The 21,618-nt window shown below is 55.8% G+C and carries 23 protein-coding genes; 8 read left to right on the plus strand and 15 right to left on the minus strand.

Features of this window, described 5'->3' with window-relative positions; all coding sequences use genetic code 11:
- Positions 1 to 105: 105 nt before the first annotated feature.
- Complete coding sequence (gene rmf / locus FHC52_RS03295; RefSeq protein ID WP_013097261.1) at positions 106 to 273, plus strand: ribosome modulation factor; 168 nt, start codon at positions 106 to 108, stop codon at positions 271 to 273.
- Positions 274 to 343: 70 nt separating this feature from the next.
- Here rmf and fabA read toward each other — a convergent pair whose 3' ends face one another.
- Entirely contained in the window at positions 344 to 862 is a 519-nt protein-coding gene (gene fabA / locus FHC52_RS03300; protein ID WP_008499931.1) for a 3-hydroxyacyl-[acyl-carrier-protein] dehydratase FabA, read from the minus strand.
- Positions 863 to 930: 68 nt separating this feature from the next.
- A complete protein-coding gene (locus tag FHC52_RS03305; RefSeq protein ID WP_023343697.1) occupies positions 931 to 2,691 on the minus strand; it encodes a Lon protease family protein in 1,761 nt (586 codons plus the stop codon).
- 186 nt (positions 2,692 to 2,877) lie between these two features.
- On the opposite strand from FHC52_RS03305, the gene matP reads away from it, so the two are divergent.
- A complete protein-coding gene (matP, locus tag FHC52_RS03310; RefSeq protein WP_008499929.1) occupies positions 2,878 to 3,330 on the plus strand; it encodes a macrodomain Ter protein MatP in 453 nt (150 codons plus the stop codon).
- Between the two features lie 64 nt (positions 3,331 to 3,394).
- On the opposite strand, the gene ompA is transcribed toward matP, so the two are convergent.
- Both ompA and sulA read right to left on the minus strand, forming a co-directional pair.
- Positions 3,395 to 4,450: a porin OmpA gene (ompA, locus tag FHC52_RS03315; RefSeq protein ID WP_008499928.1), complete on the minus strand. Its 1,056-nt coding sequence runs from the start codon at positions 4,448 to 4,450 to the stop codon at positions 3,395 to 3,397.
- 354 nt (positions 4,451 to 4,804) lie between these two features.
- Entirely contained in the window at positions 4,805 to 5,314 is a 510-nt protein-coding gene (sulA, locus tag FHC52_RS03320) for an SOS-induced cell division inhibitor SulA (protein WP_032637628.1), read from the minus strand.
- Between the two features lie 217 nt (positions 5,315 to 5,531).
- On the opposite strand from sulA, the gene FHC52_RS03325 reads away from it, so the two are divergent.
- On the plus strand, positions 5,532 to 6,158 hold the full coding sequence (locus tag FHC52_RS03325; RefSeq protein ID WP_048962070.1) for a TfoX/Sxy family DNA transformation protein: 627 nt from the start codon (positions 5,532 to 5,534) through the stop codon (positions 6,156 to 6,158).
- Here the strand turns inward: FHC52_RS03325 and yccS are convergent.
- Complete coding sequence (gene yccS, locus FHC52_RS03330) at positions 6,115 to 8,277, minus strand: YccS family putative transporter (protein ID WP_126287645.1); 2,163 nt, start codon at positions 8,275 to 8,277, stop codon at positions 6,115 to 6,117. The genes FHC52_RS03325 and yccS overlap by 44 nt on opposite strands.
- A gap of 19 nt (positions 8,278 to 8,296) precedes the next feature.
- Positions 8,297 to 8,743: a YccF domain-containing protein gene (locus FHC52_RS03335; protein ID WP_023335159.1), complete on the minus strand. Its 447-nt coding sequence runs from the start codon at positions 8,741 to 8,743 to the stop codon at positions 8,297 to 8,299.
- A gap of 123 nt (positions 8,744 to 8,866) precedes the next feature.
- On the opposite strand from FHC52_RS03335, the gene helD reads away from it, so the two are divergent.
- Positions 8,867 to 10,921 (plus strand): DNA helicase IV, encoded by a 2,055-nt coding sequence (helD, locus tag FHC52_RS03340; RefSeq protein WP_220419916.1) that lies wholly within the window; start codon positions 8,867 to 8,869, stop codon positions 10,919 to 10,921.
- A 59-nt stretch (positions 10,922 to 10,980) separates the two neighbouring features.
- On the opposite strand, the gene mgsA is transcribed toward helD, so the two are convergent.
- Both mgsA and FHC52_RS03350 read right to left on the minus strand, forming a co-directional pair.
- The gene (gene mgsA, locus FHC52_RS03345) at positions 10,981 to 11,439 is read right to left on the minus strand and encodes a methylglyoxal synthase (protein ID WP_008499922.1); all 459 of its coding nucleotides are present in this window, start codon (positions 11,437 to 11,439) and stop codon (positions 10,981 to 10,983) included.
- Between the two features lie 80 nt (positions 11,440 to 11,519).
- The gene (locus FHC52_RS03350) at positions 11,520 to 12,182 is read right to left on the minus strand and encodes a curli synthesis inhibitor (RefSeq protein ID WP_126287643.1); all 663 of its coding nucleotides are present in this window, start codon (positions 12,180 to 12,182) and stop codon (positions 11,520 to 11,522) included.
- A gap of 173 nt (positions 12,183 to 12,355) precedes the next feature.
- Here FHC52_RS03350 and FHC52_RS03355 point away from each other — a divergent pair, with 173 nt between their 5' ends.
- The gene (locus FHC52_RS03355) at positions 12,356 to 12,769 is read left to right on the plus strand and encodes a CoA-binding protein (RefSeq protein ID WP_008499920.1); all 414 of its coding nucleotides are present in this window, start codon (positions 12,356 to 12,358) and stop codon (positions 12,767 to 12,769) included.
- Between the two features lie 37 nt (positions 12,770 to 12,806).
- Here the strand turns inward: FHC52_RS03355 and hspQ are convergent, their stop codons facing one another.
- On the minus strand, positions 12,807 to 13,124 hold the full coding sequence (gene hspQ, locus FHC52_RS03360; protein ID WP_008499919.1) for a heat shock protein HspQ: 318 nt from the start codon (positions 13,122 to 13,124) through the stop codon (positions 12,807 to 12,809).
- 60 nt (positions 13,125 to 13,184) lie between these two features.
- Entirely contained in the window at positions 13,185 to 14,375 is a 1,191-nt protein-coding gene (gene rlmI / locus FHC52_RS03365; protein WP_021240853.1) for a 23S rRNA (cytosine(1962)-C(5))-methyltransferase RlmI, read from the minus strand.
- Positions 14,376 to 14,549: 174 nt separating this feature from the next.
- On the opposite strand from rlmI, the gene FHC52_RS03370 reads away from it, so the two are divergent.
- Genes FHC52_RS03370 through yccX form a run of 3 tightly spaced genes read left to right on the plus strand, consistent with a single transcriptional unit; the run spans position 14,550 to position 16,199 of the window.
- Positions 14,550 to 15,107 (plus strand): kinase inhibitor, encoded by a 558-nt coding sequence (locus FHC52_RS03370; protein WP_023292860.1) that lies wholly within the window; start codon positions 14,550 to 14,552, stop codon positions 15,105 to 15,107.
- A gap of 10 nt (positions 15,108 to 15,117) precedes the next feature.
- Entirely contained in the window at positions 15,118 to 15,906 is a 789-nt protein-coding gene (locus tag FHC52_RS03375; RefSeq protein ID WP_008499915.1) for an AraC family transcriptional regulator, read from the plus strand.
- An 11-nt stretch (positions 15,907 to 15,917) separates the two neighbouring features.
- Positions 15,918 to 16,199: an acylphosphatase gene (yccX, locus tag FHC52_RS03380; RefSeq protein ID WP_008499914.1), complete on the plus strand. Its 282-nt coding sequence runs from the start codon at positions 15,918 to 15,920 to the stop codon at positions 16,197 to 16,199.
- On the opposite strand, the gene tusE is transcribed toward yccX, so the two are convergent.
- The 5 genes from tusE to FHC52_RS03405 form a co-directional block, all read right to left on the minus strand.
- The gene (gene tusE, locus FHC52_RS03385) at positions 16,196 to 16,525 is read right to left on the minus strand and encodes a sulfurtransferase TusE (protein WP_008499913.1); all 330 of its coding nucleotides are present in this window, start codon (positions 16,523 to 16,525) and stop codon (positions 16,196 to 16,198) included. The genes yccX and tusE overlap by 4 nt on opposite strands.
- Positions 16,526 to 16,593: 68 nt before the next feature.
- Positions 16,594 to 17,145, minus strand: coding sequence for a LuxR C-terminal-related transcriptional regulator (locus FHC52_RS03390; protein ID WP_008499912.1), 552 nt, complete (start codon positions 17,143 to 17,145; stop codon positions 16,594 to 16,596).
- Between the two features lie 10 nt (positions 17,146 to 17,155).
- Positions 17,156 to 18,313, minus strand: a complete 1,158-nt coding sequence (locus FHC52_RS03395) for a CfaE/CblD family pilus tip adhesin (RefSeq protein WP_126287642.1) — start codon at positions 18,311 to 18,313, stop codon at positions 17,156 to 17,158.
- Between the two features lies 1 nt (position 18,314).
- Positions 18,315 to 21,032, minus strand: a complete 2,718-nt coding sequence (locus FHC52_RS03400) for a TcfC E-set like domain-containing protein (RefSeq protein WP_126287641.1) — start codon at positions 21,030 to 21,032, stop codon at positions 18,315 to 18,317.
- 72 nt (positions 21,033 to 21,104) lie between these two features.
- Complete coding sequence (locus FHC52_RS03405; protein ID WP_025912956.1) at positions 21,105 to 21,611, minus strand: CS1 type fimbrial major subunit; 507 nt, start codon at positions 21,609 to 21,611, stop codon at positions 21,105 to 21,107.
- Positions 21,612 to 21,618: the final 7 nt, after the last annotated feature.

The following is a 21,618-nucleotide window of genomic DNA, read 5'->3' on the forward strand; positions in this document are numbered from 1 at the left end:
AACATTGACGATGCGACTAATTCGGGGTATTCGTTATCTGTGCCTGTGCAGATAGTGCAGACACTGTTTTCTTTCCACCAGACAAAAGAATGAGGGAAACGAGGCATGAAGAGACAGAAACGAGATCGCCTGGAACGGGCTCATCAACGTGGTTATCAGGCCGGCATCGCTGGACGTTCTAAAGAAATGTGTCCTTATCAGACGATAAATCAAAGGTCACAATGGCTTGGAGGCTGGCGAGAAGCCATCGGCGACAGGGCACTCATAGCCTGATAACGTCTCTTTCAAAAAAGAAACCTCCGCAATGCGGAGGTTTCGCCTTTCTGGAGGTGCGAAAGCACGATCAGAACGCGGACGTGTCCTGGAACAGGCCAACCTTCAGGTCGCTTGCGCTATAGATCAGACGACCGTCTACCAGCACTTCGCCATCTGCCAGGCCCATAATCAGGCGGCGGTTAACGATGCGCTTGAAGTGAATACGATAGGTCACTTTCTTCGCCGTAGGCAGAACCTGGCCGGTGAATTTTACTTCGCCTACGCCCAGCGCGCGGCCTTTACCTTCACCACCCAGCCAGCCCAGATAGAAGCCAACCAGCTGCCACATGGCATCCAGACCCAGACAGCCAGGCATTACCGGATCGCCAATAAAGTGGCAGCCGAAGAACCACAGGTCCGGGTTGATATCGAGTTCTGCTTCTACGTAACCCTTATCGAAGTTGCCGCCGGTTTCGGTCATTTTCACGACACGGTCCATCATCAGCATGTTCGGGGCCGGTAACTGTGGGCCTTTCGCGCCAAACAGTTCACCGCGACCAGAGGCAAGAAGATCTTCTTTTGTATAGGATTCGCGTTTATCTACCATGTTCTCAGTAAGCCTTATTTTAGTGAAGGACGCAGGATAGCTAACACGTGTACGCTGAACAAGTCCGATCAGTTCGAACTAAACCAGCCCAGCCAGCGTAACGGCCATGGATAACGGTGACGAGCATCCTGCTGTGTTGCCTGAGCAATGCGCTCCTGGATAGTCTGCATCAGGGTGGTTTGCCCTTCGCCATCCCATACCAGGTTTGTCAGTAAGGGTAGTGCATCCTCAATCCCTTCGATGGCCCAGATAGCGAACTGCTCTTGTTCAACCGCATCCAGAATTTCCTGGCTGAGGCTTAAATGGCGTGCGTTGGGAGCCGGAATAATCACACCCTGCTTGCCGTTTAAACCGCGCTGCTGACAAATAGAGAAGAAGCCTTCAATTTTTTCATTGAGGCCACCCACAGGCTGCGCACGGCCAAATTGATCCACCGAACCGGTGATCGCGATGTTCTGATTGATGGGCACTTCCGCCAGGGCGCTGATTAAGGCACACAGTTCAGCCATAGAGGCGCTATCGCCATCCACTTCGCTGTAGGACTGCTCAAACGTCAGCGAGGCGGAGAAGGGGATCTGTTGCTCAAGCTGCAGTTCAGACATCAAAAACGCCTGCATGATCATCATGCCTTTGGCGTGAATGTTTCCGCCCAGCTCGGCTTTGCGTTCGATGTCGGTAAACTCGCCATCGCCAATATGCACAACGCAGCTAATACGGGACGGCTCCCCGAACGCGCGCGGATGGCCAGGGAATTCAATCACCGACAGGGCGTTGATCTGTCCGACGCGTTCGCCTTCGGTTTCCACCAGAATTTGTTCCAGCAGAATTTCATCCTGCATACGGTCAGCAAGATAGCCTTCCCGCCACTCACGCTGAGCCAGCATCTGGGTGAGCTGCTCCCCGGTGAACGCACCGCTACCGCTCACCACGCCCACTTCACGCAGCTGTTTGCCGATCCAGAGCGGGCAGAGTGGCAGCGTTTCCTGGTCACCGGTATAACGCACCGCTTCGCGGATCAGGCCTGGCCATGCGTCAGCCGCAGGCGTTGGCAGCGCAAAACGTTCAGCAACGGCCATCACCCACTGGCACCACTGCGCCATATCGTCGGCATCGGCAATCTGGATATTGTCTTCGTATTCGCTATACACCGCCTGTTCAGCCAGTTCAGGCTCCATTTCCTGGAAGTCTGCCAGCGATTCACGGTCGCCCGTTAGCACGACGGTTAATGACAGCGGCATAGACGGAACCGAGACAGGCAGAGGACGAGACTCATCGTAGCCGACCCAGTCGAAACGCTGCTGATGCACGATGGTTTTCAGACGCATCCACAGCAATGGCTGCGAGAGCAGGGTACGCAGCGAGATGATCAGGACACCGCCATTTGCGCGATGTACCAGCCCAGGCTGCAGCGAAAGCTCGCCGTTAAACTGGCGCAGACAACCAAAGAGTTGTTCAGCCTCGACCCAGTTCGCGGTAATCACCTCGCCCTTAGCGGCAAAAAGGCCGTCAGCCTGCGCCGCCGGTTCGAAAGTGACATCATGTCCAGCGATACGATACTGGCCGCCAAAAACGGCATTCGCTTCCGGCTTTAACTGACGCACGGCATCCCCGAACAACGTCAGGTATTCCGCTTCTTCCGGGGCTTTGAGCAGCATGAAAGGCGCAGTTGCCCATGGGCTTAATACCTGCTCCAGCGCGTAATGCAAACGGGGCTGCGTATCGCTAAGGATGAATTCGTGTTCTTTTGCGAGATCTGGCTGTGCAAACAGTTCCTGATAACTTTCGGTATCCGGAACAAGGTCACGCCATGCAAGTTTCGTAATGGTCAAAGTTGATGTTTTTTAGTCAGATGTAAAAGCGTGGAGTATACCGTAAGCGGGGGGCTGTACCCAAGCAGGATTGGGGATTTCGACAGGGTGATTGGCTGCATTCACTCACAGGATATGATTTCTTTTCAGCAGATTGCTAAAAAACTGATATTCTGAACAGAGTTACGTGGTAACACTGAGATCGCAATGAAATATCAACAACTGGAAAATCTCGAAAGCGGCTGGAAATGGAAGTACCTGGTCAAAAAGCACCGTGAAGGGGAACTGATCACCTGCTACATCGAAGCCAGCGCTGCACAAGAAGCCGTGGATATTTTGCTGACCCTCGAAAATGAACCGGTACAGGTTAACGGCTGGATTGAGAAACACATCAATCCTGCCTTGTTAAACCGGATGAAGCAAACTATCCGTGCGCGACGCAAACGGCATTTTAATGCTGAGCATCAGCACACGCGCAAAAAATCAATCGACCTGGAATTTGTTGTCTGGCAGCGGCTGGCCGGGCTGGCACAACGACGGGGCAAAACGCTGTCGGAAACCATCGTGCAGCTGATTGAGGATGCAGAACATAAAGAGAAATACGCCAACCAGATGTCGACACTGAAGAACGACCTTCAGGCGCTGTTGGGTAAAAAGTAGTTTTTTACTTTTCTTCAGACAATAAAAAACCCCGCATTGCGGGGTTTTTTTATAAGACGATAACTTATGCCGCTGGCTGAGTTACAACGTCTTTGATGCCTTTAACTTCGATCTCTACGCGACGATCTGGAGCCAGGCAGTCGATCAGTGCAGCGCGAGCTTTCACGTTGTCACAGGTGTTGCCAGTAACTGGGTTAGATTCGCCCATACCACGTGGGGAGATCTTGTTAGCTGGGATACCTTTAGAGATCAGGTAATCAACAACAGACTGAGCACGTTTCTCAGACAGTTTCTGGTTGTAAGCGTCAGAACCGATACGGTCGGTGAAGCCCAGAACCACTACAGAACCGTCTTTAGGATCCAGGTTGCTCAGCTGGGTGTACAGCTGATCCAGTGCCTGCTGGCCTTCTGGTTTCAGAGTCGCTTTGTTGAAGTTGAACAGAACGTCAGACTTCAGAGTGAAGTGCTTGGTCTGTACTTCTGGAGCTGGAGCCGGCGCTGGAGCAACAACTGGTGCTGCTTCTTCCTGCTGGCCGAAACGGTAGGAAACACCTACGCTCAGCATGCCGTTGTCTGGACGAACACCAACGGTGTTGCCGTCGCCGATGTTGTTAACCCACTGGTATTCCAGACGGGTAGCGATGTCACGGGTCATAGCCCACTCAACGCCACCAGCGAATACTGGGGAAACACCGGTGTCATGGTCGTCGCCAGCGATGCTGTTGCTGGAGTCAGCGCGCCATACCATGCCGCCCAGACGGGTGTACACGTCCAGATCGTCAGTTACTGGGTAACCCAGTTTAGCGGTCAGCTGAACGCCCTGTGCTTTGAAAGCGCCGTTTACGGTGTCGCCTTTGTATGGCATACGACCTAACCAGTCGTAACCCATTTCAAAACCAACATACGGGTTAACCTGATAGCCACCGAACGCACCTGCACCAAGCTGGCTCTCGTGAGTTGGGCCATCATTGTTCAGGCTGCTGTTGTACCAGCCGGTGTCGTGGAACTGAGACCAGCCCAGTTTACCACCTGCATACCAGGTATTATCTTTCGGAGCGGCCTGCGCTACGGTAGCGAAGCCAGCCAGTGCCACTGCAATCGCGATAGCTGTCTTTTTCATTTTTTGCGCCTCGTTATCATCCAAAATTCGCCATGAAAGTCTCAAGAGAGAATCACGGTTAAATCCTTCACCGGGGGGCGTGGTCAAATATAAATCTACCGATATCTTCGGCTTAGGCCGAGCACCCCTGGCGATGTAAAGTCTACAACGTAGCTGAAAACTTACAAGTGTGAAGTCCGTCAGGCATATGAAAAAAAAAGTTCCGTATACCGATTATTTAACATTTTTTGAACGAATTTTGTGCAATAAAATTAAGGAGAACCGCACCAGACAAGCCTTGCCGCAATTTTAAGGCCGGGAACTAAAATCCCATCTTGCGGTCAAAAAAAATTCCAGGAAAAATCTTAATTTCACTCAATGATACAAATTTGAGTGAATTTTTAGCCCTGAAAGTTGTCCTCTGCGGTAAGAATCCGATCGAACCGGACGCATAATGAACCCGATCGCATTCCCTTCTTCAGCGGCTTCAGTCAGTCGGAAATGTTCCTCTTCCGTCAATTCTTCCGGTAACCAACCAATCACCACGCTGTAATTTCCTGTGCGTAACGCGCGGATCATCGACTCAACGGTATCGCAAGGCGAAAGTTGATTAATCTGCATGACCTTGGTCAGCGGAAGGCCTGCGGATTGAACCCACTCGCGACTCAGCTTTTGCTGAGGCGTGAGCCAAAGCTGCCAGCGCGATTGCTGACCGAGTTGTTGTAATAATGGCAGTAAAAGAAGTTGCGTTAACAAGGGCTGGTCTTCACGATAAACCACTTCACTGATAAGCCCTGTGGAAACACGCTCGACGGAATTCTGCGCGACATTGCCTGCAGCAGAAGAGAGAGAGATTGCGCGATTTGCATAGCCTGAAGTGTGCATATTCATTCCAGCCCTGTAGTTACTGTATGGATATACAGTAACCCCTGTATGCCCAAAGATCAACCTCATTTTCGGAAAGCGACTCGCAAAATTCATTCAATCTTGATGCCCCTCGAAAAATCATCTTGCTCAACGACGATAAGTTGCCTATTTTCCTGCTAACGGATCCGCTAGTAAGAAATTTCGTTGTTAGCCTATGATTTTGAAGGGAAATATCATGAAAAAGATATCTTATGAACGGATTTATAAATCCCAGGAATACCTCTCTCCGTTGGGCGAGATTCATCATCGCGCGCTGTTTGGCGGTTACACCCTGGCAGTGGATGATGCGGTCTTTGCCATGGTGTCCGATGGCGAACTTTACCTTCGCGCGTGTGAAGAGAGTGCAAAATACTGTGTAAAAAATGCTTCCTCCTTCTTGACGTTGATGAAGCGAGGCCGCCCGGTGCTGCTCAACTATTATCGTGTGGATGACGGATTATGGCAGGACAGGGAGCGGTTGCTTCAGCTCTCCTCGTTTGCACTCAGTGCGGCAAGGAAAGAGCGCTACCAGCGTCATCAACGAACCCGTCTTAAGGATCTGCCGAACCTGACCTTTCAGCTTGAAGTCTTGCTCTATGAAGCTGGTATCACCAATGAAGAAACGCTGCGGGCGCTGGGCGCCAGAGCGAGCTGGCTGAAGATGCGGGCAAAGAATAAAGCACTCAGTATAAAAGTGCTCTTTGCGCTGGAAGGGGCTATCGAAGGGCTGCATGAGGCGGCGCTCCCGGCAGGTATCCGCCGGGAGCTGACGGAGTGGTTTAATGCGCTGCCTGAGCCGCAGGAGAGTCGTTCCTCCAGGTAGCGATGTGCTGTTGCAGACGGCAAATTTCAGGCAGCAGAGCGATCAGCAGGCCTATCTGCTGAAGAACCAGCGGCGCTTTGCTGTCGTTTCCCGGGTCAAGATGCGCAATGCGTTGAGCCAGTTCATCCAGAGCCTGTCGAACGCGCGGTTCATCGGCCGGGCGGTGATGAAGCGCATCATCGACATAGCAGACGGCGTCATCGAGGAGGTTGAGAACCGCCGGGTTAGTGAGCTTCTCGCGGTGGGCCCCCAGCGTCGAAATATAGCTGGTGAAGGTATGGTTCAGGCAGAGCAGGCGGAACGCTGTCTCACGAATCTCAGCCGTGGCGCGCGGCTCCGTTGACATGTTAGAGACCACGGAGGCCAGTTCAGCATCACTGTTGTGCGCGTCGCGACGTGCTATCCGGTAAGCCAGACGGTTATCGCGACCCTGGTGGTACTGCTCCAGAATTGCGTCAAGGTAACGACAGTTGGCATTCATCGCCCTGTCTACCACGCGCGGCAAATTGCGAAAACGCCAGTCCGGCCAGATAAAGCTGACCGCGGCCCAGGCAATCGCGCAGCCAATCAGCGTATCAATCACCCGGGGCAGGGCGACTTCAAACCCTTCACCCAGCAGATTAAAGCAGAGCAGCACCAGCAGCGTGATGAACATGGTGGCATGGGCGTACTGCACGTTGCGAAACGCGAAAAACAGCACGCCGGTGATCACGATCAGAATCAGCTGCCCTTCGACGGAAGGCACGAAATAAAGCACCGGCAGGCCGATTGCGACGCCGACCAGCGTGCCGATAATACGCAGCGCCAGGCGGTGTCGGGTGGCGTTATAGTTCGGCTGGCAGACGAACAGGCTGGTCAGCAGGATCCAGTAGCCATGATGCAGCCCGGTTATCTGGATAAAGGCATAACCCACGCACAGCACCAGCGACATTCTCACCGCGTGGCGGAAGAGAGCCGACTCCGGGGTAAAGTTGCGGCTCAGGCGTAGCCACATATCGCTAAAACTGTGCACGCTGTCATCAGCAAGCTGATTGTCGACTTCTCTGCCCGGAAGCGCCATCGCCTGCTCGGACTCGATGGTCGCCAGCTGAGCATCAATTGCCCGCAGGTTGTTGAGCAGAAAGCCCAGCGCTTTGATGTGTTCCGGTGACGTTCCGCTGGCCTGAACGCGGTCGAGCGCTGCGTCCAGATGGCTAAATACGCGTTCAAAACGTGGGTCATGCTGATAGGGTGTGCGCAGCAGAATGGAGCGCGAGAGCTGCTGGCACGCCTGGGACTGCATGGAGAGCAGGCGCTGGAAGCGGAACATCACGTCGCTGTAGCGGAACTTCTCGCGCAGGGCGGCATACTGGACGTGCGAGGAGCTGGCGCGTTCATGAATGTCCTGGGCGGCAAAATAGTAGTGTAAGGTTCTTCGCGTTCCGCGCTGACCGCGATCGCCGCGCAGACGGGTCAGCAGAGAGGCTTTTGTCTGGTTAAGGGTGGCGACCAGTTGACCATTTGCCAGCGCCAGATCGTAGAGCGGCGCCTGGCTTTCTTCCTCGATATCCGGGTCGAACAGCCGGGATTTCAGTTCAAGATAGTGGGCTAGCTGCTCAAAGCTGCGGGCAAGGTTGTCCTGCAGAGGACGAACAGGGAAGATCAGATGACCGGTTAAGGTCAGCAGGTTATACCAGATGGCGCCGAGCAACAGCAGAACCGGCTGCTGGTACCACTGGTCGTAGAGGGATGCGCCCAGCATGGTATAGATGGCGATCAGCAGGGCGCCAAAAGCGATAGTGGCATAGCGCTGCCCGAGGCCGCCCAGCAAAATAAACCCGCTGGTTGAGAGCGTCAGACCCAGGGCAAACAGCCAGGGCCAGGGGAAAAGTAACTCAACGGACGCTGACGCAATAAAAAAGCAGACGAGCGTGATGACCAGGTTGCGTAAACGCCCGGCCAGACGATCGTCCAGGTCCGCCAGCGCCCCGGCCACGACGCCCAGCGTGAGCGGGATGGTGAGCTTGACGTCATTCAGCCACCAGGGCAGGGCAACCGTGCCGCAAAGTGCGATAAATATCCTGACGTTATAAAGCCAGGTGCTGTTCCAGGTATAACGGCGAAGCAGTGGGCTTAGCATAAACGCGGCCAGTCCTTAGTTACTGAAAACGACGACGCGCATTGGCTTCACGCGCCGCCTGGGCCACTTCGACCGGAACAACCCTGCGCCCGACGGGCCAAAGAGCGATAGCGGCGATCTTAAAGTTCGCGATCCCCACCGGAATACCAATAATCGTGATGCACTGCGCAATACCCGCAAAAATATGCATGATGCAGAGCCACCAGCCGAAGAAAATCAGCCACAGAATGTTAAGCAGGGTACCCCCCGTATTCATCAGGGCGTTTTTGCTCTCCGGATTCAGTTCGTCAACGTGGATGGCTTCATTCCCGTAGGGGATGAAGGAGAGTTTTGTGATTTCCCAGCAGGAGCGAGTCAGGGGGAGCGTAAAAATCAGGACGATGCTCACCAGCGTGGCAAAAAGCCAGGAAAGGGTGGTGGCAAAACCGCCCAGCACAAAATTCAACACATTCAGAACGGTACGCATAAACCCTCACTTCCTTTCGATAAAATTAACGCCCAATGATTGTAACGTTTTTTTAGGCTGGAGCACCTTAAAACTGGCAGTTACACTGTCAGGTAAATTATCTCTTCGTGGATTTGGCGGAACATGGAACTGAAAGCAACGTCGTTAGGCAAACGTCTGGCGCAACACCCTTACGACCGGGTGGTTCTCCTTAATGCCGGGGTAAAAGTCTCTGGAGAACGCCACGAATACCTTATTCCGTTTAATCAGCTTCTGGCTATCCACTGCAAACGCGGGCTGGTGTGGGGCGAACTCGAGTTCGTACTGCCTGACGATAAAGTCGTGCGTCTTCACGGCACCGAGTGGGCAGAAACCCAGCGTTTCCACCATCACCTGAACGCGCTCTGGCAGCAGTGGAGTCAGGATATGAGCGTGATTGCCGCCGGAGTGCTTCAAAAGGTGCTGGACGATATCGCGCAAAGCAACGCGCAGCATTCGTGGCTCACCCGTCAGCAGACCGCCGGGTTGCAGCAAAAGATCCGGCAGGCACTCTCGGCGCTGCCGTTATCCGTGGCGCGTCTTGAGGAGTTTGACAATTGTCGCGACGCCTGGCGCCAGTGCCAGGCCTGGCTGAATGAAAAGGATAAAAGCCGACTCGCCCATAATCAGGCCTGGACGGACGCCATGCTCACCCAATACGCCGACTTTTTCAGTACGGTGGAGTCTTCTCCGCTTAATCCGGCTCAGGCGCGCGCGGTGGTCAACGGTGAGCAGTCGCTGCTGGTGCTGGCGGGAGCCGGTAGCGGGAAAACGTCGGTGCTGGTCGCGCGTGCCGGCTGGCTGCTGACGACCGGGGAAGCGGTCGCCGATCAAATTCTGCTTCTGGCCTTTGGCCGCAAGGCGGCCCAGGAGATGGACGAACGGATCCAGGAACGTCTGCATACCCGGGATATCACGGCCAGAACCTTCCATGCCCTTGCCCTGCATATTATTCAGCAGGGCAGTAAAAAAGTGCCTGCTATCAGTAAGCTGGAAAACGACGCGCAGGCGCGCCAGGCACTGTTTATCAAAACGTGGCGCCAGCAGTGCAGTGAGAAAAAGGCGCAGGCGAAAGGGTGGCGCCAGTGGCTCGAGGAGGAACTCAACTGGGACGTGCCGGAGGGCTGCTTCTGGCAGGATGACAAACTGGCGCGTCGGCTGGGTTTACGGCTTGACCGCTGGGTCAGCCTGATGCGAATGCACGGCGGAACGCAGGCAGAGATGATTGAAAGCGCGCCGGAGGCGATCCGCGATCTGTTTTCGAAGCGGGTCAAGCTGATGGCGCCGCTGCTGAAGGCCTGGAAAACCGCGCTGAAAGCGGAAAATGCCGTCGATTTTTCCGGCCTAATCCACCAGGCCATCATCATTCTTGAGAAGGGGCGCTTTGTCAGCCCGTGGAAACATATTCTGGTGGATGAGTTTCAGGACATCTCTCCGCAGCGCGCAGCCCTGCTTTCGGCGCTACGGGCGCAAAATAAGCATACTTCGCTGTTTGCGGTGGGTGACGACTGGCAGGCCATCTATCGCTTCAGCGGGGCGCAGCTTTCGCTGACGACCGCATTCCATCACTATTTTGGCGAAGGCGATCGCAGCGATCTGGACACCACCTACCGCTTCAATTCACGGATTGGTGAAATCGCCAACCGCTTTATCCAGCAGAACCCGCATCAGCTGGCAAAGCCGCTCAATAGCCTGCGGGCAGGGGATAAAAAAGCCGTGACCCTGCTGGCGGAAGACCAGCTGGAACCGCTGCTGGACAAGCTCAGCGGCTACGCGAAGCCTGATGAACGTATCCTGGTGCTGGCGCGATACCATCACCTCAAACCCGAGGCGCTGGAAAAGGCGGCCACCCGCTGGCCGAAGCTGCAGCTTGAATTTATGACGATTCACGCCAGCAAAGGGCAGCAGGCCGACTATGTGATTGTCATGGGGCTGAAAGAGGGGAGCGACGGTTTCCCGGCCCCGGCCCGCGAGTCAGTCATGGAGCAGGCCTTGCTGCCCGTGCCGGAAGATTTCCCGGATGCCGAAGAGCGGCGTTTGCTGTATGTGGCCATGACCCGCGCGCGCCATCGCGTCTGGCTGCTGTTCAATAAAGAGGAGCCATCCGTGTTTGTCGATATTTTGAAGAGTATTGATGTGCCGGTGGCGCGGAAGCCATAACGCCGCTGGGCAAGGATGGGTAGGCCGGGTAAGGCGTAGCCGCCACCCGGCAAAAAAAGCTACTTCAATCTCTCTGAAAGATAACGCTGATAGTCCGGAATAAGGATATCTACCGGCGAGTTAAACTGCGGCGATTCGATGATGAAATCCGCCGTCGAGAGGTTTGTCGCCACCGGAATATTCCACACCGTCGCCAGGCGCAGCAGGGCCTTGACGTCCGGGTCGTGCGGAACCGCGTTTAGCGGGTCCCAGAAGAAGATCAGCACATCAATCTTCCCTTCGGAAATCTGTGCGCCGACCTGCTGATCGCCGCCCATCGGGCCGCTCAGCATGGCGTTTACCTCCAGACCCGTTTCGCGCTGGATCAGGTTACCGGTGGTGCCGGTCGCCGACAGGGCGTGCTTTTCCAGCAAAGACTGATGGCGGCGAACCCAGTTAAGCAGCATTTGTTTACAGTGATCGTGCGCTACCAGAGCAATGTGTTTGCGTTCCGGGAGCGTGCGTGTTGTCAGTTCCATAATCATATCCATCAGGTTAACTGCCTACACGATGACGGGAACCGTCTGATGCTGCAAGAGAAAGGCGTAAAAAATGTGGCTTATGATGAAGGTTGTTGTTTTGCCCATTGTAAAAACCGGGCCCGCGTGTCGGCATCGGCCTGCTGGAACCAGAATTTAAGGCGCTGTTCCGTCAGGGCCTGGGACTGGGGAGGAATGACGTCCAGTTCAGAGACGCCGGAAAGCAGCGTACTGTCGTCAGCCATCATGGTGGCAAACTGAGGAAGCGACGCGCGTTTACCGGCTTTGTTATAGGTCTGCGTCGCGGCCTCGTAGTCCGGACCTTTCGGTGAAGTCGTCAGCGCCAGAATATCCAGCTTCGCCGGAATCGGCATCGCATCCCCGTCCAGCAGTTCAATGCGGGGAGACGCGTCGAAGGCCGCTGATTCCTTCTCCGTTTCAAGTCGTGGCAGGGTAATATTCACCTGACTGATTTGTCGGGTATTAAAGCTGACGATCAGCGGCGGGGAGATGTATATCCGTTGCTCGTGATTGGCCAGACCGATCGATTTTTCTACGCGGAATACCAGCTGATGCGGTCCGTTATCCAGCTCGATACTGTCCGCACCGCGCAATAACGAACTGGAGACCTTTTTTCCGTCCAGTACCAGAAGATCAATATCGGTAGAGAGCCGGAGCGTGGTCGCAAAAACGCAGACCGGCATCACTAATGCAATCAGAGCAGTGGCAATACCGGTTTTCATAGAAGGCTCCCGTCAGAAATCCTGTCGCCGCATTAATGTATCTAAATTTTTCGATAATCACGTTTACTAACATATAGACATATTTGGCCGTTTTGCCCTCATGCATCGGTATGGGATGGATGGTTGAGATGTGCGGTTTGGCGTACACTTTTAAAAAAGCCAGGAGAAAAACCATGAAAGAGAACGATATTGCCGAGATTCTGACATCCACGCGTACCATTGCGCTGGTGGGCGCGAGCGATAAACCCGATCGTCCCAGCTATCGGGTGATGAAATACCTTCTCGATCAGGGCTATCACGTCATCCCGGTCTCGCCAAAAGTGGCGGGGAAAACCTTACTGGGCCAGCAGGGTTATGCCACGCTCGCTGACGTGCCGGAAAAAATTGATATGGTCGATGTCTTCCGTAATTCCGAGGCGGCGTGGGAAGTGGCGCAGGACGCTATCGCCGTCGGGGCGAAAACGCTGTGGATGCAGCTGGGCGTGATTAACGAGCAGGCTGCCGTGCTGGCGCGGGATGCGGGGCTGAACGTCGTCATGGATCGCTGTCCGGCGATCGACATCCCCCGTCTGGGGCTGGCGAAGTAATAAAAAAAAGCCCGTTCATCGGGCTTTTTTTACACGCTTAGTTCCGCAGGCGCGGAGCCTGTAACTGTTTGCGGATAGTCTGAGCAAGTTCATCCATAGTGGGTTGCTCCGGATGCTCTTCCTGCAGCTCGCTGCTTAGCTGCGCTTCGGCAAGGTAGGTGTGGACGGGTTGCCCGTCGTCACCTTCCATCACCACATGGTACCAGGGTGCAGCGCGAAGCTCTGCGTTCACCGCCAGCTCGTCTGCTGACGGCTCATCAAGGGAATACTCCGGGTCGATATCCACGACCACACCCAAATACCCGAGCAAAGTGTGGCGGACCTGCTGGCCGATACCGAATTTGCTGGCAATCATAGTCACCTCCCGGGAAATACGACTTACACGTTATGTGCGGGCAATATTTCTCTTTTCAAGTTACATGACGCGACAGGCAAACCCTTTCAGATACAGTCCTTCCGGGTAGGTAGCAATCACGGGGTGATCGGCTGCCTGACGGAACTGCTCTATAAATTGTACATCACGGCCAGCATCTATTGCGGCATCAGCGATGATTTTCTGAAATAAATCTGTGGTCATCAGGCCGGAGCAGGAGAAGGTGAGCAAAACTCCGCCCGGATTCAGCAGCTGGATAGCCAGCATGTTGATATCTTTATATCCGCGGCAGGCGCCCATCAGCTGGCTTTTGTTCTCCACAAACTTTGGTGGATCCATCACGATGACGTCGAACTTCTCGCCCTGGTCGCGGTATTTACGCAGCAGCTTGAAGACGTCGTCGCGTATAAATTCGGCTTTGCTCAAGTCCAGTTTGTTCAGCTCGACGTTCTGTTTTGCCACGTCCAGCGCTTCCTGCGAGGTATCCACGCTGACCACCTGGGCACAGCCGCCCATCAGCGCCGAAACGGCAAACCCACCGGTGTAGGAGAAGCAGTTGAGCACGCGTTTGTCGGCAACGTACTGACGCGTCGCGAGACGGCTGTCGCGCTGGTCAAGGTAGTAACCCGTTTTGTGCCCGCCCTGAATATCCACCAGCAGCTTCATGCCGTGCTCTTCAATTGGCAGCAGGGCAGGCGGCAGTTCACCCGTGACCGGCCCCTGAGTCAGCTCCATGCCTTCTTTTTTGCGCACCGCCACATCGCTGCGGTCGTAAATGGCGCACTGCGGGAACAGCGTTTGCAGCGCGCTAATCAGCGCAGCGCGCTGGTATTCCGCCCCGGCGCTCAGGAGCTGCAGCACCAGGAAGTTACCGAAGCGATCGATGGTCACGCCCGGCAGGCCGTCAGACTCACCGGCAATCAGGCGGTAGCTGTCCAGCCCGTCGCGTTTAGCCAGCCAGTCGCGCCACTGCTGCGCCTGCTGCAGACGGCGGACGAAGAAGTCGATGTCGATGGTTTCGTCTTTATCGAATGTCCAGACGCGCGCGCGGATCTGGGAGGCTGGCGAGTAGGCGCCTCGCGCTAACCATTTCCCCTGGTGGTCCACGATATCAATGGTTTCACCGAGGCTGGCTTTGCCTTCCATACGGGCAACCGCGCCGGAAAAGACCCAGGGATGACGGCGCAGTAAGGATTTCTCGCGCCCTTTGGCTAACACTAAACGTACACTCATAATTTGCTGTTCTGTCGATTTCAGGGAAATGGCGCGTAGAGTAGCACATTCAGCAAGGCGCAATCATCTGCGGATGCCGTTGAGCGTTTCGGCACAAAATCAAATCGCTTAAGCACATTACGGCACTGCGGCGGGATATACAGTGGGATTCCAGTTCAGCAAAGGAAACCCCCCATGAAAAAGCGCAGTGTCATCACAATAGCCGCTCTGACGGCAATGAGTTTTCAGGTTTTAGCCGCAACGCCTTTCAGCATGACCAGCCGGGATATTTCCGGCGACCGGCGGTTAGCGCCACAGCAGGTGTTTGAGGGATTTGGCTGCCACGGTGGTAACCAGTCCCCGCAGCTGGCGTGGACAAATCCGCCCACGGGTGCGAAAAGTTTTGCCATTACGGTCTATGACCCGGATGCGCCTACCGGCAGCGGCTGGTGGCACTGGACAGTAGCCAACATTCCCGTGAAGACAATGACGCTGCCCGCTGATGCCGGTAACCCAAATGGCGAAAAATTACCTGCTGGCGCTGTGCAGGGGCGTAATGATTTCGGTTATTCTGGATTCGGCGGCGCATGTCCGCCCGCAGGCGATAAGCCTCACCGCTATCAGATGACCGTCTGGGCGCTGGACGTGGATACCCTGCCCGTCGACAACAATGCGAGCGGCGCGCTGGTCGGCTTTATGCTCAATAGTCACGTTCTGGCAAAGGCTCAGTTAACCGCAACCTACAGCAGATAAGGATGAACCGGTGCAGGAGTTCCATTTTCGACATAAACATCTCACGGCGGGTGAAGTGAGTGCCAGCAAAATGCATCGCCTGCACCAGGTTAAGCTCTTTTTCCCGGCGATTTGCCATATCACTCACGGCAGTAAGGTGATTGTGCAGGACGATAACCGCCTGGTGGCCACCCGGGATGAACTCATCATTATCCCTGCCAATACGGCAATGGAGATCATCAATCAGCCTGCAAACGGTCTGTTTCACTCGGACTTGCTGATGTTATCGCCGGAAATCGTTGCCGAGTTTAAAGCGCATTACCTGAAATCCTGGCCGCGCACGACGCTGCATTCGCTCTGCGCTCCGCTGAGCGAGGGGCTGGCGTTTATGTGGGATAACCTGCTGCACGCCGTGCGTCAGGATTTACCGGAGGCGCTGCAAAAACATCAGGCCTTCGGTCTGTTGCTGGCATTGCTGCATGACGGCGTGGCAGGTCCGCTGCTTATCGAGCGAAGCAATAACCTGACCGAGCAGGTGCGACAGTTCATTATGCTGTCGCCCGCCAGAGCCTGGACCGCGCAGGACGTCGCCAGCCGTCTGGCCCTGAGCGTGCCGACGCTGCGCAGACGGTTACGCGAGGAGTCACAGAGTTTTCGCCAGATTGTCGAGGAGGTGAGGATGGCCGTGGCTTTGTCACAGTTACAGTCAACCCGATTACCGATCGGCGAAATCGCATTACAATGTGGGTATCTGTCCAGCTCTCGTTTCACCGCCCGTTTCCGGCAGCACTACGGCTGTTTGCCGAAAACGCTACGTTAAGGAGAAGAAGAATGTCTAAAGTCTGCACTATTGCCTGGGTTCACGGCGTCGTTCAGGGCGTGGGTTTCCGCTACAGTACCCAGCGCGAAGCGATTGAGCTTGGGCTAACGGGATACGCGCGCAACATGGATGACGGCAGCGTTGAGGTGGTCGCCTGTGGCGAAGCAGAGCAGGTTGACAAGCTGGTGGCGTGGCTGAAAGCGGGTGGGCCGCGCAGCGCGCGGGTTGATAAGGTCTTAACGGAACCCCATCAACCGGGGCGCGAATACGTCAACTTCGGTATTCGGTATTAAATACACTTCACCGGCTTAGGCAGGCCGGCAATTTTGGTGGCCTGTTTTGCCGGACCTTTCGGGAACAGACGATAGAGATAGCGGCTGTTGCCTTTCTCTTCACCGAACTTATTGGCCATCGCCTTGACCAGCATGCGGATGGCCGGAGAGGTGTTGAACTCGAGATAAAACTCGCGCACAAAACGCACCACTTCCCAGTGTTCGGGGGAAAGAGTAATCCCTTCGTTTTCCGCAATTTTCTCCGCCAGCGGTTCGCTCCAGAGCGTTGTATCTTTCAGATAGCCTTCGCTATCGGTCTCAATTTCCTGGCCTGCAAAAATGAACATAATCTTCTGTCGTAGGTGAAAAATCGGCGACAGTGTAGCAAAAAAGCGGGCTCAGGATAAACCGTGACCTACAGGAGCAGCTGAAGCAGGTTGTTGGCATTGAGCTTCTTCAGCGCGTTGCATTTATGGGTTGAAACCTGTTTCTCCGACATGTGCGTCACGATGGCAATGTGGCGGACCGGCAACCCGGTCAGCATCAGATCGAGCACGTTGAATTCAGGAACGGTCAGGCAGCAGTCCAGGCTTCGAACGCGGCGTGGCTCTTTTGCCAGCAAATACGCCGCATCGGCAACGGCGATCCTGTCGTCGATGATATAAAGCGTTAGCGTACTGAAACGCTTGCGTAAATGCGTCGCCAGCGCCCACCCCTTTTCGTTGCAGACCAGATAAAGGCTGCCTTTCCAGCGGGCGGCTTCCAGCCTGAGCAAAATATTGATCAGCGCCTGATGCGTCGCCGCCACGGAAAAACGGCAGCGGACGACAATCACGCGGCGGGTAAGCAGCGTTGGCTGCCATTGTACAGTATCGCTCTGGACCTCTAACTGAACGCCCCGACGCAGCAGCGCATAGCGCAGTCCTTCGGCGTAAAATCGATTATTGTCGAGAATGGCGTAACTCACGGTGACCTCGTTATAACGTGCTGGGCGTATAGATGACGCGCAGCGTGCCGGTATAGTCGCCCGCGTTTTTACTGCTGGCGGCGAACGCGGGGGTTTTCAGGATAATTGGCGCAGGAATGCACAGTACGCTCTCGTGTCCGCCGGGCAGCACGACCTGACGCAGATACTGCGGATCGTTAGTGCCTTGCCAGACTACGGTTTTACCGTTCGCGACGGTTTCGGTTGCGCCTGTGACGGGATGGGTAACGGAGACCTGATAGTCGAGACGGTCCCGCGCATCCGTCTGGCTTCCACCGCGCCGCCGGATAGAAAACGCGCCTTCGGCACGTCCCGCAGAGGGAAGCCCGTCATCTTCAAAACGAAGATAGGCGCGGGTGCTGGTGCTGTTTTTGCCGTCGTACAGGCACATATCCAGCGTGTTTTCCCCCTGGATCTCGCTGCCCCCGGGGCGCCCCGGGAAGTTGGTCAGGTTGAGGTTAACGATGGGCGTGGAGTGCGGAAAGGCCGGCAGATAAATCTGCTGGTTTCCCGGGTCGACCACCTCAATGCGAATATTTGCCTGCCATTTAGCGATGGTGAGATAGCCAGGACAGCCGACATTCACGTCATTGAAGTTGCCGCCGCAGTCGGCGCTTCCCCACTGGCGCAGGTTCTGCTTCAGCGTGGCGGTCCAGATCCCCGGCAGGGCGAGCTTATCCAGTTCGCTTTTCACGATATAGAAATCGAAGTAGGGCTCTCTGTTCCAGTTAGCAATTTCCGTCGTCCCTCCCGTGACAAAGCTGGCAAAGGTGAACACTTTATTGTTGATAAACATGTAGTGATCGCCATACACCTTGATATTCACCGTCTTGCCGGTAAGGGAATGGGTAAACGCTAAATTGATGGCATAAGGCGCGGCCGGGTTCGCCGAGAACCAGACCGGTGAGTTCATGCAGGCGCCGTTCGTGGTATCGGTACGGGACTGACAGGTCAGGGTATTGCGCCCCCACTTTTGCGGATCGGCGGCGTCAAAGCCGCCCGATTCATGAAACCAGATGTCAAAACGCGCGGGCGGCGCGGTGCGATCGAAGCTGATCCCTACGCTGGTATTTCGTCCCGCGGGAGAGCCTGCCAGCGTCTGGCTGGCCCACAGGCTTAAGAACAGAAAAATAAAGAGGCACTTAATCACATCATTTCCCTTTAGTGAGGCTATCGGTGTTCATGGCAGTCGGTCCAGCAGGAACCGACCGTCCGGCCAGCATCAGCTGTGCCTGCTGCTGGACGGCATCCGGCAGGGCGGAGAAGGTTAACTCCTTACAGGGGATCGACCCGACATAACGCACCACGTCGCGCATACTCTTCACGTTCAGCGCGCACTGATAAAACTGCTGCTGACGCACCAGGTAGAGGTTATGCAGCAGGGCGTCGCTTTGGGCGCTAAACCCGCCGTTGCCAAGGTCGCTCCAGCCGTTCACGTTCAGCGGCACGCCGCCGATAAACGGCGAGTGACGCTCGTCGGTTAACTGGCCGAGCCAGGTGTAGCTTGCGGTGGTTTGCACGTCCCGGCGCAGCAGTTTGCCAGGCACCATAAACAGCGTTCTGCTGCCCGATCCTTGCGTGATTTCACTGCTGGCTCCTCGTGAGACATCCAGCGATTCGTTAACCGTCAACGTTGTCTGCTGATAGCCCGGCACCGCGAAGAGGGCGCGGCTATTGCCTGGAATATCGGCACTGCCGCCGTTATCCAGCGACACGGCGACGCGCGGATCCTGAGCATCTTCCGGCGTGGTCACGTTCACCGCGACGGCGGAAGCAGGGCGACCGTCGCTCCAGCGGCCCAGCCACAGGCCAGAGCGGGACAGTGCAAACGTCGAGCTGTAGTTGCCGCTGCTGCTCAGCGTATGGCGACGATCCTGACGATCCCAGGCGTCGCTGACGGTCAGACTCCCGTTGCCATATCGTCCTCCCTGGCGCGTATAGGCTGAGGTATTCAGCGAGTCGCTGTTAATGCCCGACGCGCTGAGGCCGTACTCATTTTCGCCGCGGGCATCGGCATACCAGTTATGCGCCACGTTGTAGCTCAGCTGGTTTTTTTCACGTTGCTGGTGCTGCCATGTCGCGCCCAGAGAGGTGTAGCTTGACGCATCGCCCTGGCGGTTATGCGCCATGGACAGGCTCACGCTCAGGTAGCCGCCTTTATCCCTGCCTTCGCGGGCGTCATCGTTACGCATGAACAGGTTAATGCTGCTGTTAATGTTCAGGCCATGGGTGCTGAAGGCATTGCTCAGGCCAGCCTGCCAGGCCCGCGTGCGCGAGCGGGTCATATAGACCGATTCCCACGGCAAACCCGCATCGTGGCGATCGTCACTGTCCGGCAGCTCCCGGCGTGAAACGTACCGGCCTTCGTTGCGGTTATCCGAATACCCCAGGCTCGCATACCAGGCGCCGACCGGGACGGAGAACATCACCGAGAGGGTGCGATAACAGCCGTTCACGGCGTCAAATCCCGCGTTTTGGGTGTTGCAGTTTTCAGCGGATAACGCGTTGCGATAGACGCTCAAAGAAAAACCGTCGTTGTAGCTGATTTGCTGAATATTGCCGCGCTGGCCTTCGCTGCCGTAGAGGTAGCTAAACCGGGTACTCAGCACGCCATCGATCGGGCCCGCGTTGAAGCCCCGGCTCCAGTCGAGCGCGTTCTCCAGGAAACGCTGGTTTTTCTTGAACGTTGCGCCGCTGGTCAGCGCCAGCGTCGGGGTGACGGGCAGACGAACGCCCGCCTGCGCAACCGCGCGGCGCTCTTCGTTTTGATCGCTATTATCGGTTTCGCCCGCCTGCAGGAACCACTCGACGCGGTCGAATGGCGTAATGCCGGTTCGGGTAAACGGCACCTGCTCGGTGCGCGTCAGCCGGTTATTTTCATAGATGGAGAGCGTCACGGTGTAGCTCCCGTCCGGGAACGAGCGCGTGTCCAGGGTTTGCGCTCCGGCATTCAGATAAAAGCTCGCCAGCAGCTGATTGCCCCGGCGGGCGTCGATACGCGCGTCATGGGAAAGCAGCACGGTAACAGGGGTTCCCTTCGACTGCTGAACCGGGTTCATCCACGCCCGTGTTGAACCCGTGCGCAGGCCGCGAATTTTGCCCAGCGGCAGCTGGCTGAGGGTGATATTTCCGCCGGCATTGCTGAACAGATCGCGGGTATCCATCTCGCCTGCCTGGACGTAGTACTGACGCAGGATATCCTGGCGGAACCAGGCGTTGTTGACGGTGACCTCCTGCTGCTGCTGGTGCCGTGAACGCTGCCCCAGCCAGGTCCAGTCGAGATTCACATAGCCGTCCTGGGTGAGCGCCAGCGCGCCGTTGCCCTGCACGGTGGCCGACTGATAATCCCTGTCGGCAACGAAGTTAATGTTTTGTTGATGGATCAGCGCATTTTCGGTGCCGTGCGTGGGCTGATACCATGTGTTCTCTGCCGTCTGCTTAGGCAGAAATTTCTTGTCCAGGAACAGGTTAATGCGGGCGTTATTCTCGTCATAAATAATGGCCGCGCGATCGGTATTGATGTAATCGCAGCCCGCTGCGGAGCCGTTGCTGCTGCAGGCCAGGTTGCCGTTACGGGCAAGCGGAACGGCCAGCGCGGCAGAGACGGTGGCAACGAGGGATGGGGCGTCATTAAACCGGCGTTTGATGGCCTCTACCACGGTCTCAGGTGCGACAAAGCTCACCGTTTCAAGCGTGATATCCGTTTCAAAAAGGCCCAGCGATTCGCCGTAGAGGTTCACCTCTGTCCACAGGCGCTGCGTCTTTGCCAGATCTTCAAAACCTGGTGGGACGGCCAGCCCGGCGCAGGCGAGTTGGATGGAAGCGGGTAACAAAGCAACAAAGAGGAGAGTATTTCTGTGAAACGCCATGAACGAGCCTCGACATCATCCTGACGTCAGAGGGTGGGCACCCTCTGACGTTATTCCTTAGGTGCTGTGGTGTTACGCACCGCCTTCCGTGGTCGTCGCCTGCGTCAGCATCAGGCTGACAACGCCGCTGTACTGACCGGTTTTCAGAATGCCTTTGGTGGTCTGGGAAATGGTCAGCGGCAGTACCGCAGAACCGTTTTCAATGCTCCCCGGGAACAGTTCGGTACCGGTGTATTCAACATCTGCGGTAGAGAGGGTTTTATCGCCCAGCTTCACCGTCATAGGGATGGTTTCAGCACCGTCGGCATTCGCCAGCTTCGCGGCGCTCACCAGACGGACTTTCACGTTGCTGGTGGCGGAGTTAGACCACACCTTGGTATTCAGACGGTAGCTTTCCAGACCGCGGCCAGGCAGGTACTGCATATCGATGCTTGCCGGCAGCGGCGTGTTATCGGCCTGAGTCATATCCAGCTGTGAATCAACGCTGGCGTTGACGGTAATATCTTTTTGAATCGCCAGCACGCTAACGGACGTGGTCATCGCGGCAACAATCATCAGAGGTTTAAAGTACTTACGCATTGATATC

This window comes from Enterobacter sp. EC_64 (assembly GCF_019584165.1).
Taxonomy (GTDB): Bacteria; Pseudomonadota; Gammaproteobacteria; order Enterobacterales; family Enterobacteriaceae; genus Enterobacter; species Enterobacter roggenkampii.

Bases quoted from the DNA above. Each gene is read 5' to 3' on its own strand.
- rmf (WP_013097261.1), top strand. From the start codon at position 106: ATGAAGAGACAGAAACGAGATCGCCTGGAACGGGCTCATCAACGTGGT.
- fabA (WP_008499931.1), bottom strand. From the start codon at position 862: ATGGTAGATAAACGCGAATCCTATACAAAAGAAGATCTTCTTGCCTCT.
- matP (WP_008499929.1), top strand. From the start codon at position 2,878: ATGAAATATCAACAACTGGAAAATCTCGAAAGCGGCTGGAAATGGAAG.
- ompA (WP_008499928.1), bottom strand. From the start codon at position 4,450: ATGAAAAAGACAGCTATCGCGATTGCAGTGGCACTGGCTGGCTTCGCT.
- sulA (WP_032637628.1), bottom strand. From the start codon at position 5,314: ATGCACACTTCAGGCTATGCAAATCGCGCAATCTCTCTCTCTTCTGCT.
- FHC52_RS03325 (WP_048962070.1), top strand. From the start codon at position 5,532: ATGAAAAAGATATCTTATGAACGGATTTATAAATCCCAGGAATACCTC.
- yccS (WP_126287645.1), bottom strand. From the start codon at position 8,277: ATGCTAAGCCCACTGCTTCGCCGTTATACCTGGAACAGCACCTGGCTT.
- FHC52_RS03335 (WP_023335159.1), bottom strand. From the start codon at position 8,743: ATGCGTACCGTTCTGAATGTGTTGAATTTTGTGCTGGGCGGTTTTGCC.
- helD (WP_220419916.1), top strand. From the start codon at position 8,867: ATGGAACTGAAAGCAACGTCGTTAGGCAAACGTCTGGCGCAACACCCT.
- mgsA (WP_008499922.1), bottom strand. From the start codon at position 11,439: ATGGAACTGACAACACGCACGCTCCCGGAACGCAAACACATTGCTCTG.
- FHC52_RS03350 (WP_126287643.1), bottom strand. From the start codon at position 12,182: ATGAAAACCGGTATTGCCACTGCTCTGATTGCATTAGTGATGCCGGTC.
- FHC52_RS03355 (WP_008499920.1), top strand. From the start codon at position 12,356: ATGAAAGAGAACGATATTGCCGAGATTCTGACATCCACGCGTACCATT.
- hspQ (WP_008499919.1), bottom strand. From the start codon at position 13,124: ATGATTGCCAGCAAATTCGGTATCGGCCAGCAGGTCCGCCACACTTTG.
- rlmI (WP_021240853.1), bottom strand. From the start codon at position 14,375: ATGAGTGTACGTTTAGTGTTAGCCAAAGGGCGCGAGAAATCCTTACTG.
- FHC52_RS03370 (WP_023292860.1), top strand. From the start codon at position 14,550: ATGAAAAAGCGCAGTGTCATCACAATAGCCGCTCTGACGGCAATGAGT.
- yccX (WP_008499914.1), top strand. From the start codon at position 15,918: ATGTCTAAAGTCTGCACTATTGCCTGGGTTCACGGCGTCGTTCAGGGC.
- tusE (WP_008499913.1), bottom strand. From the start codon at position 16,525: ATGTTCATTTTTGCAGGCCAGGAAATTGAGACCGATAGCGAAGGCTAT.
- FHC52_RS03400 (WP_126287641.1), bottom strand. From the start codon at position 21,032: ATGGCGTTTCACAGAAATACTCTCCTCTTTGTTGCTTTGTTACCCGCT.
- FHC52_RS03405 (WP_025912956.1), bottom strand. From the start codon at position 21,611: ATGCGTAAGTACTTTAAACCTCTGATGATTGTTGCCGCGATGACCACG.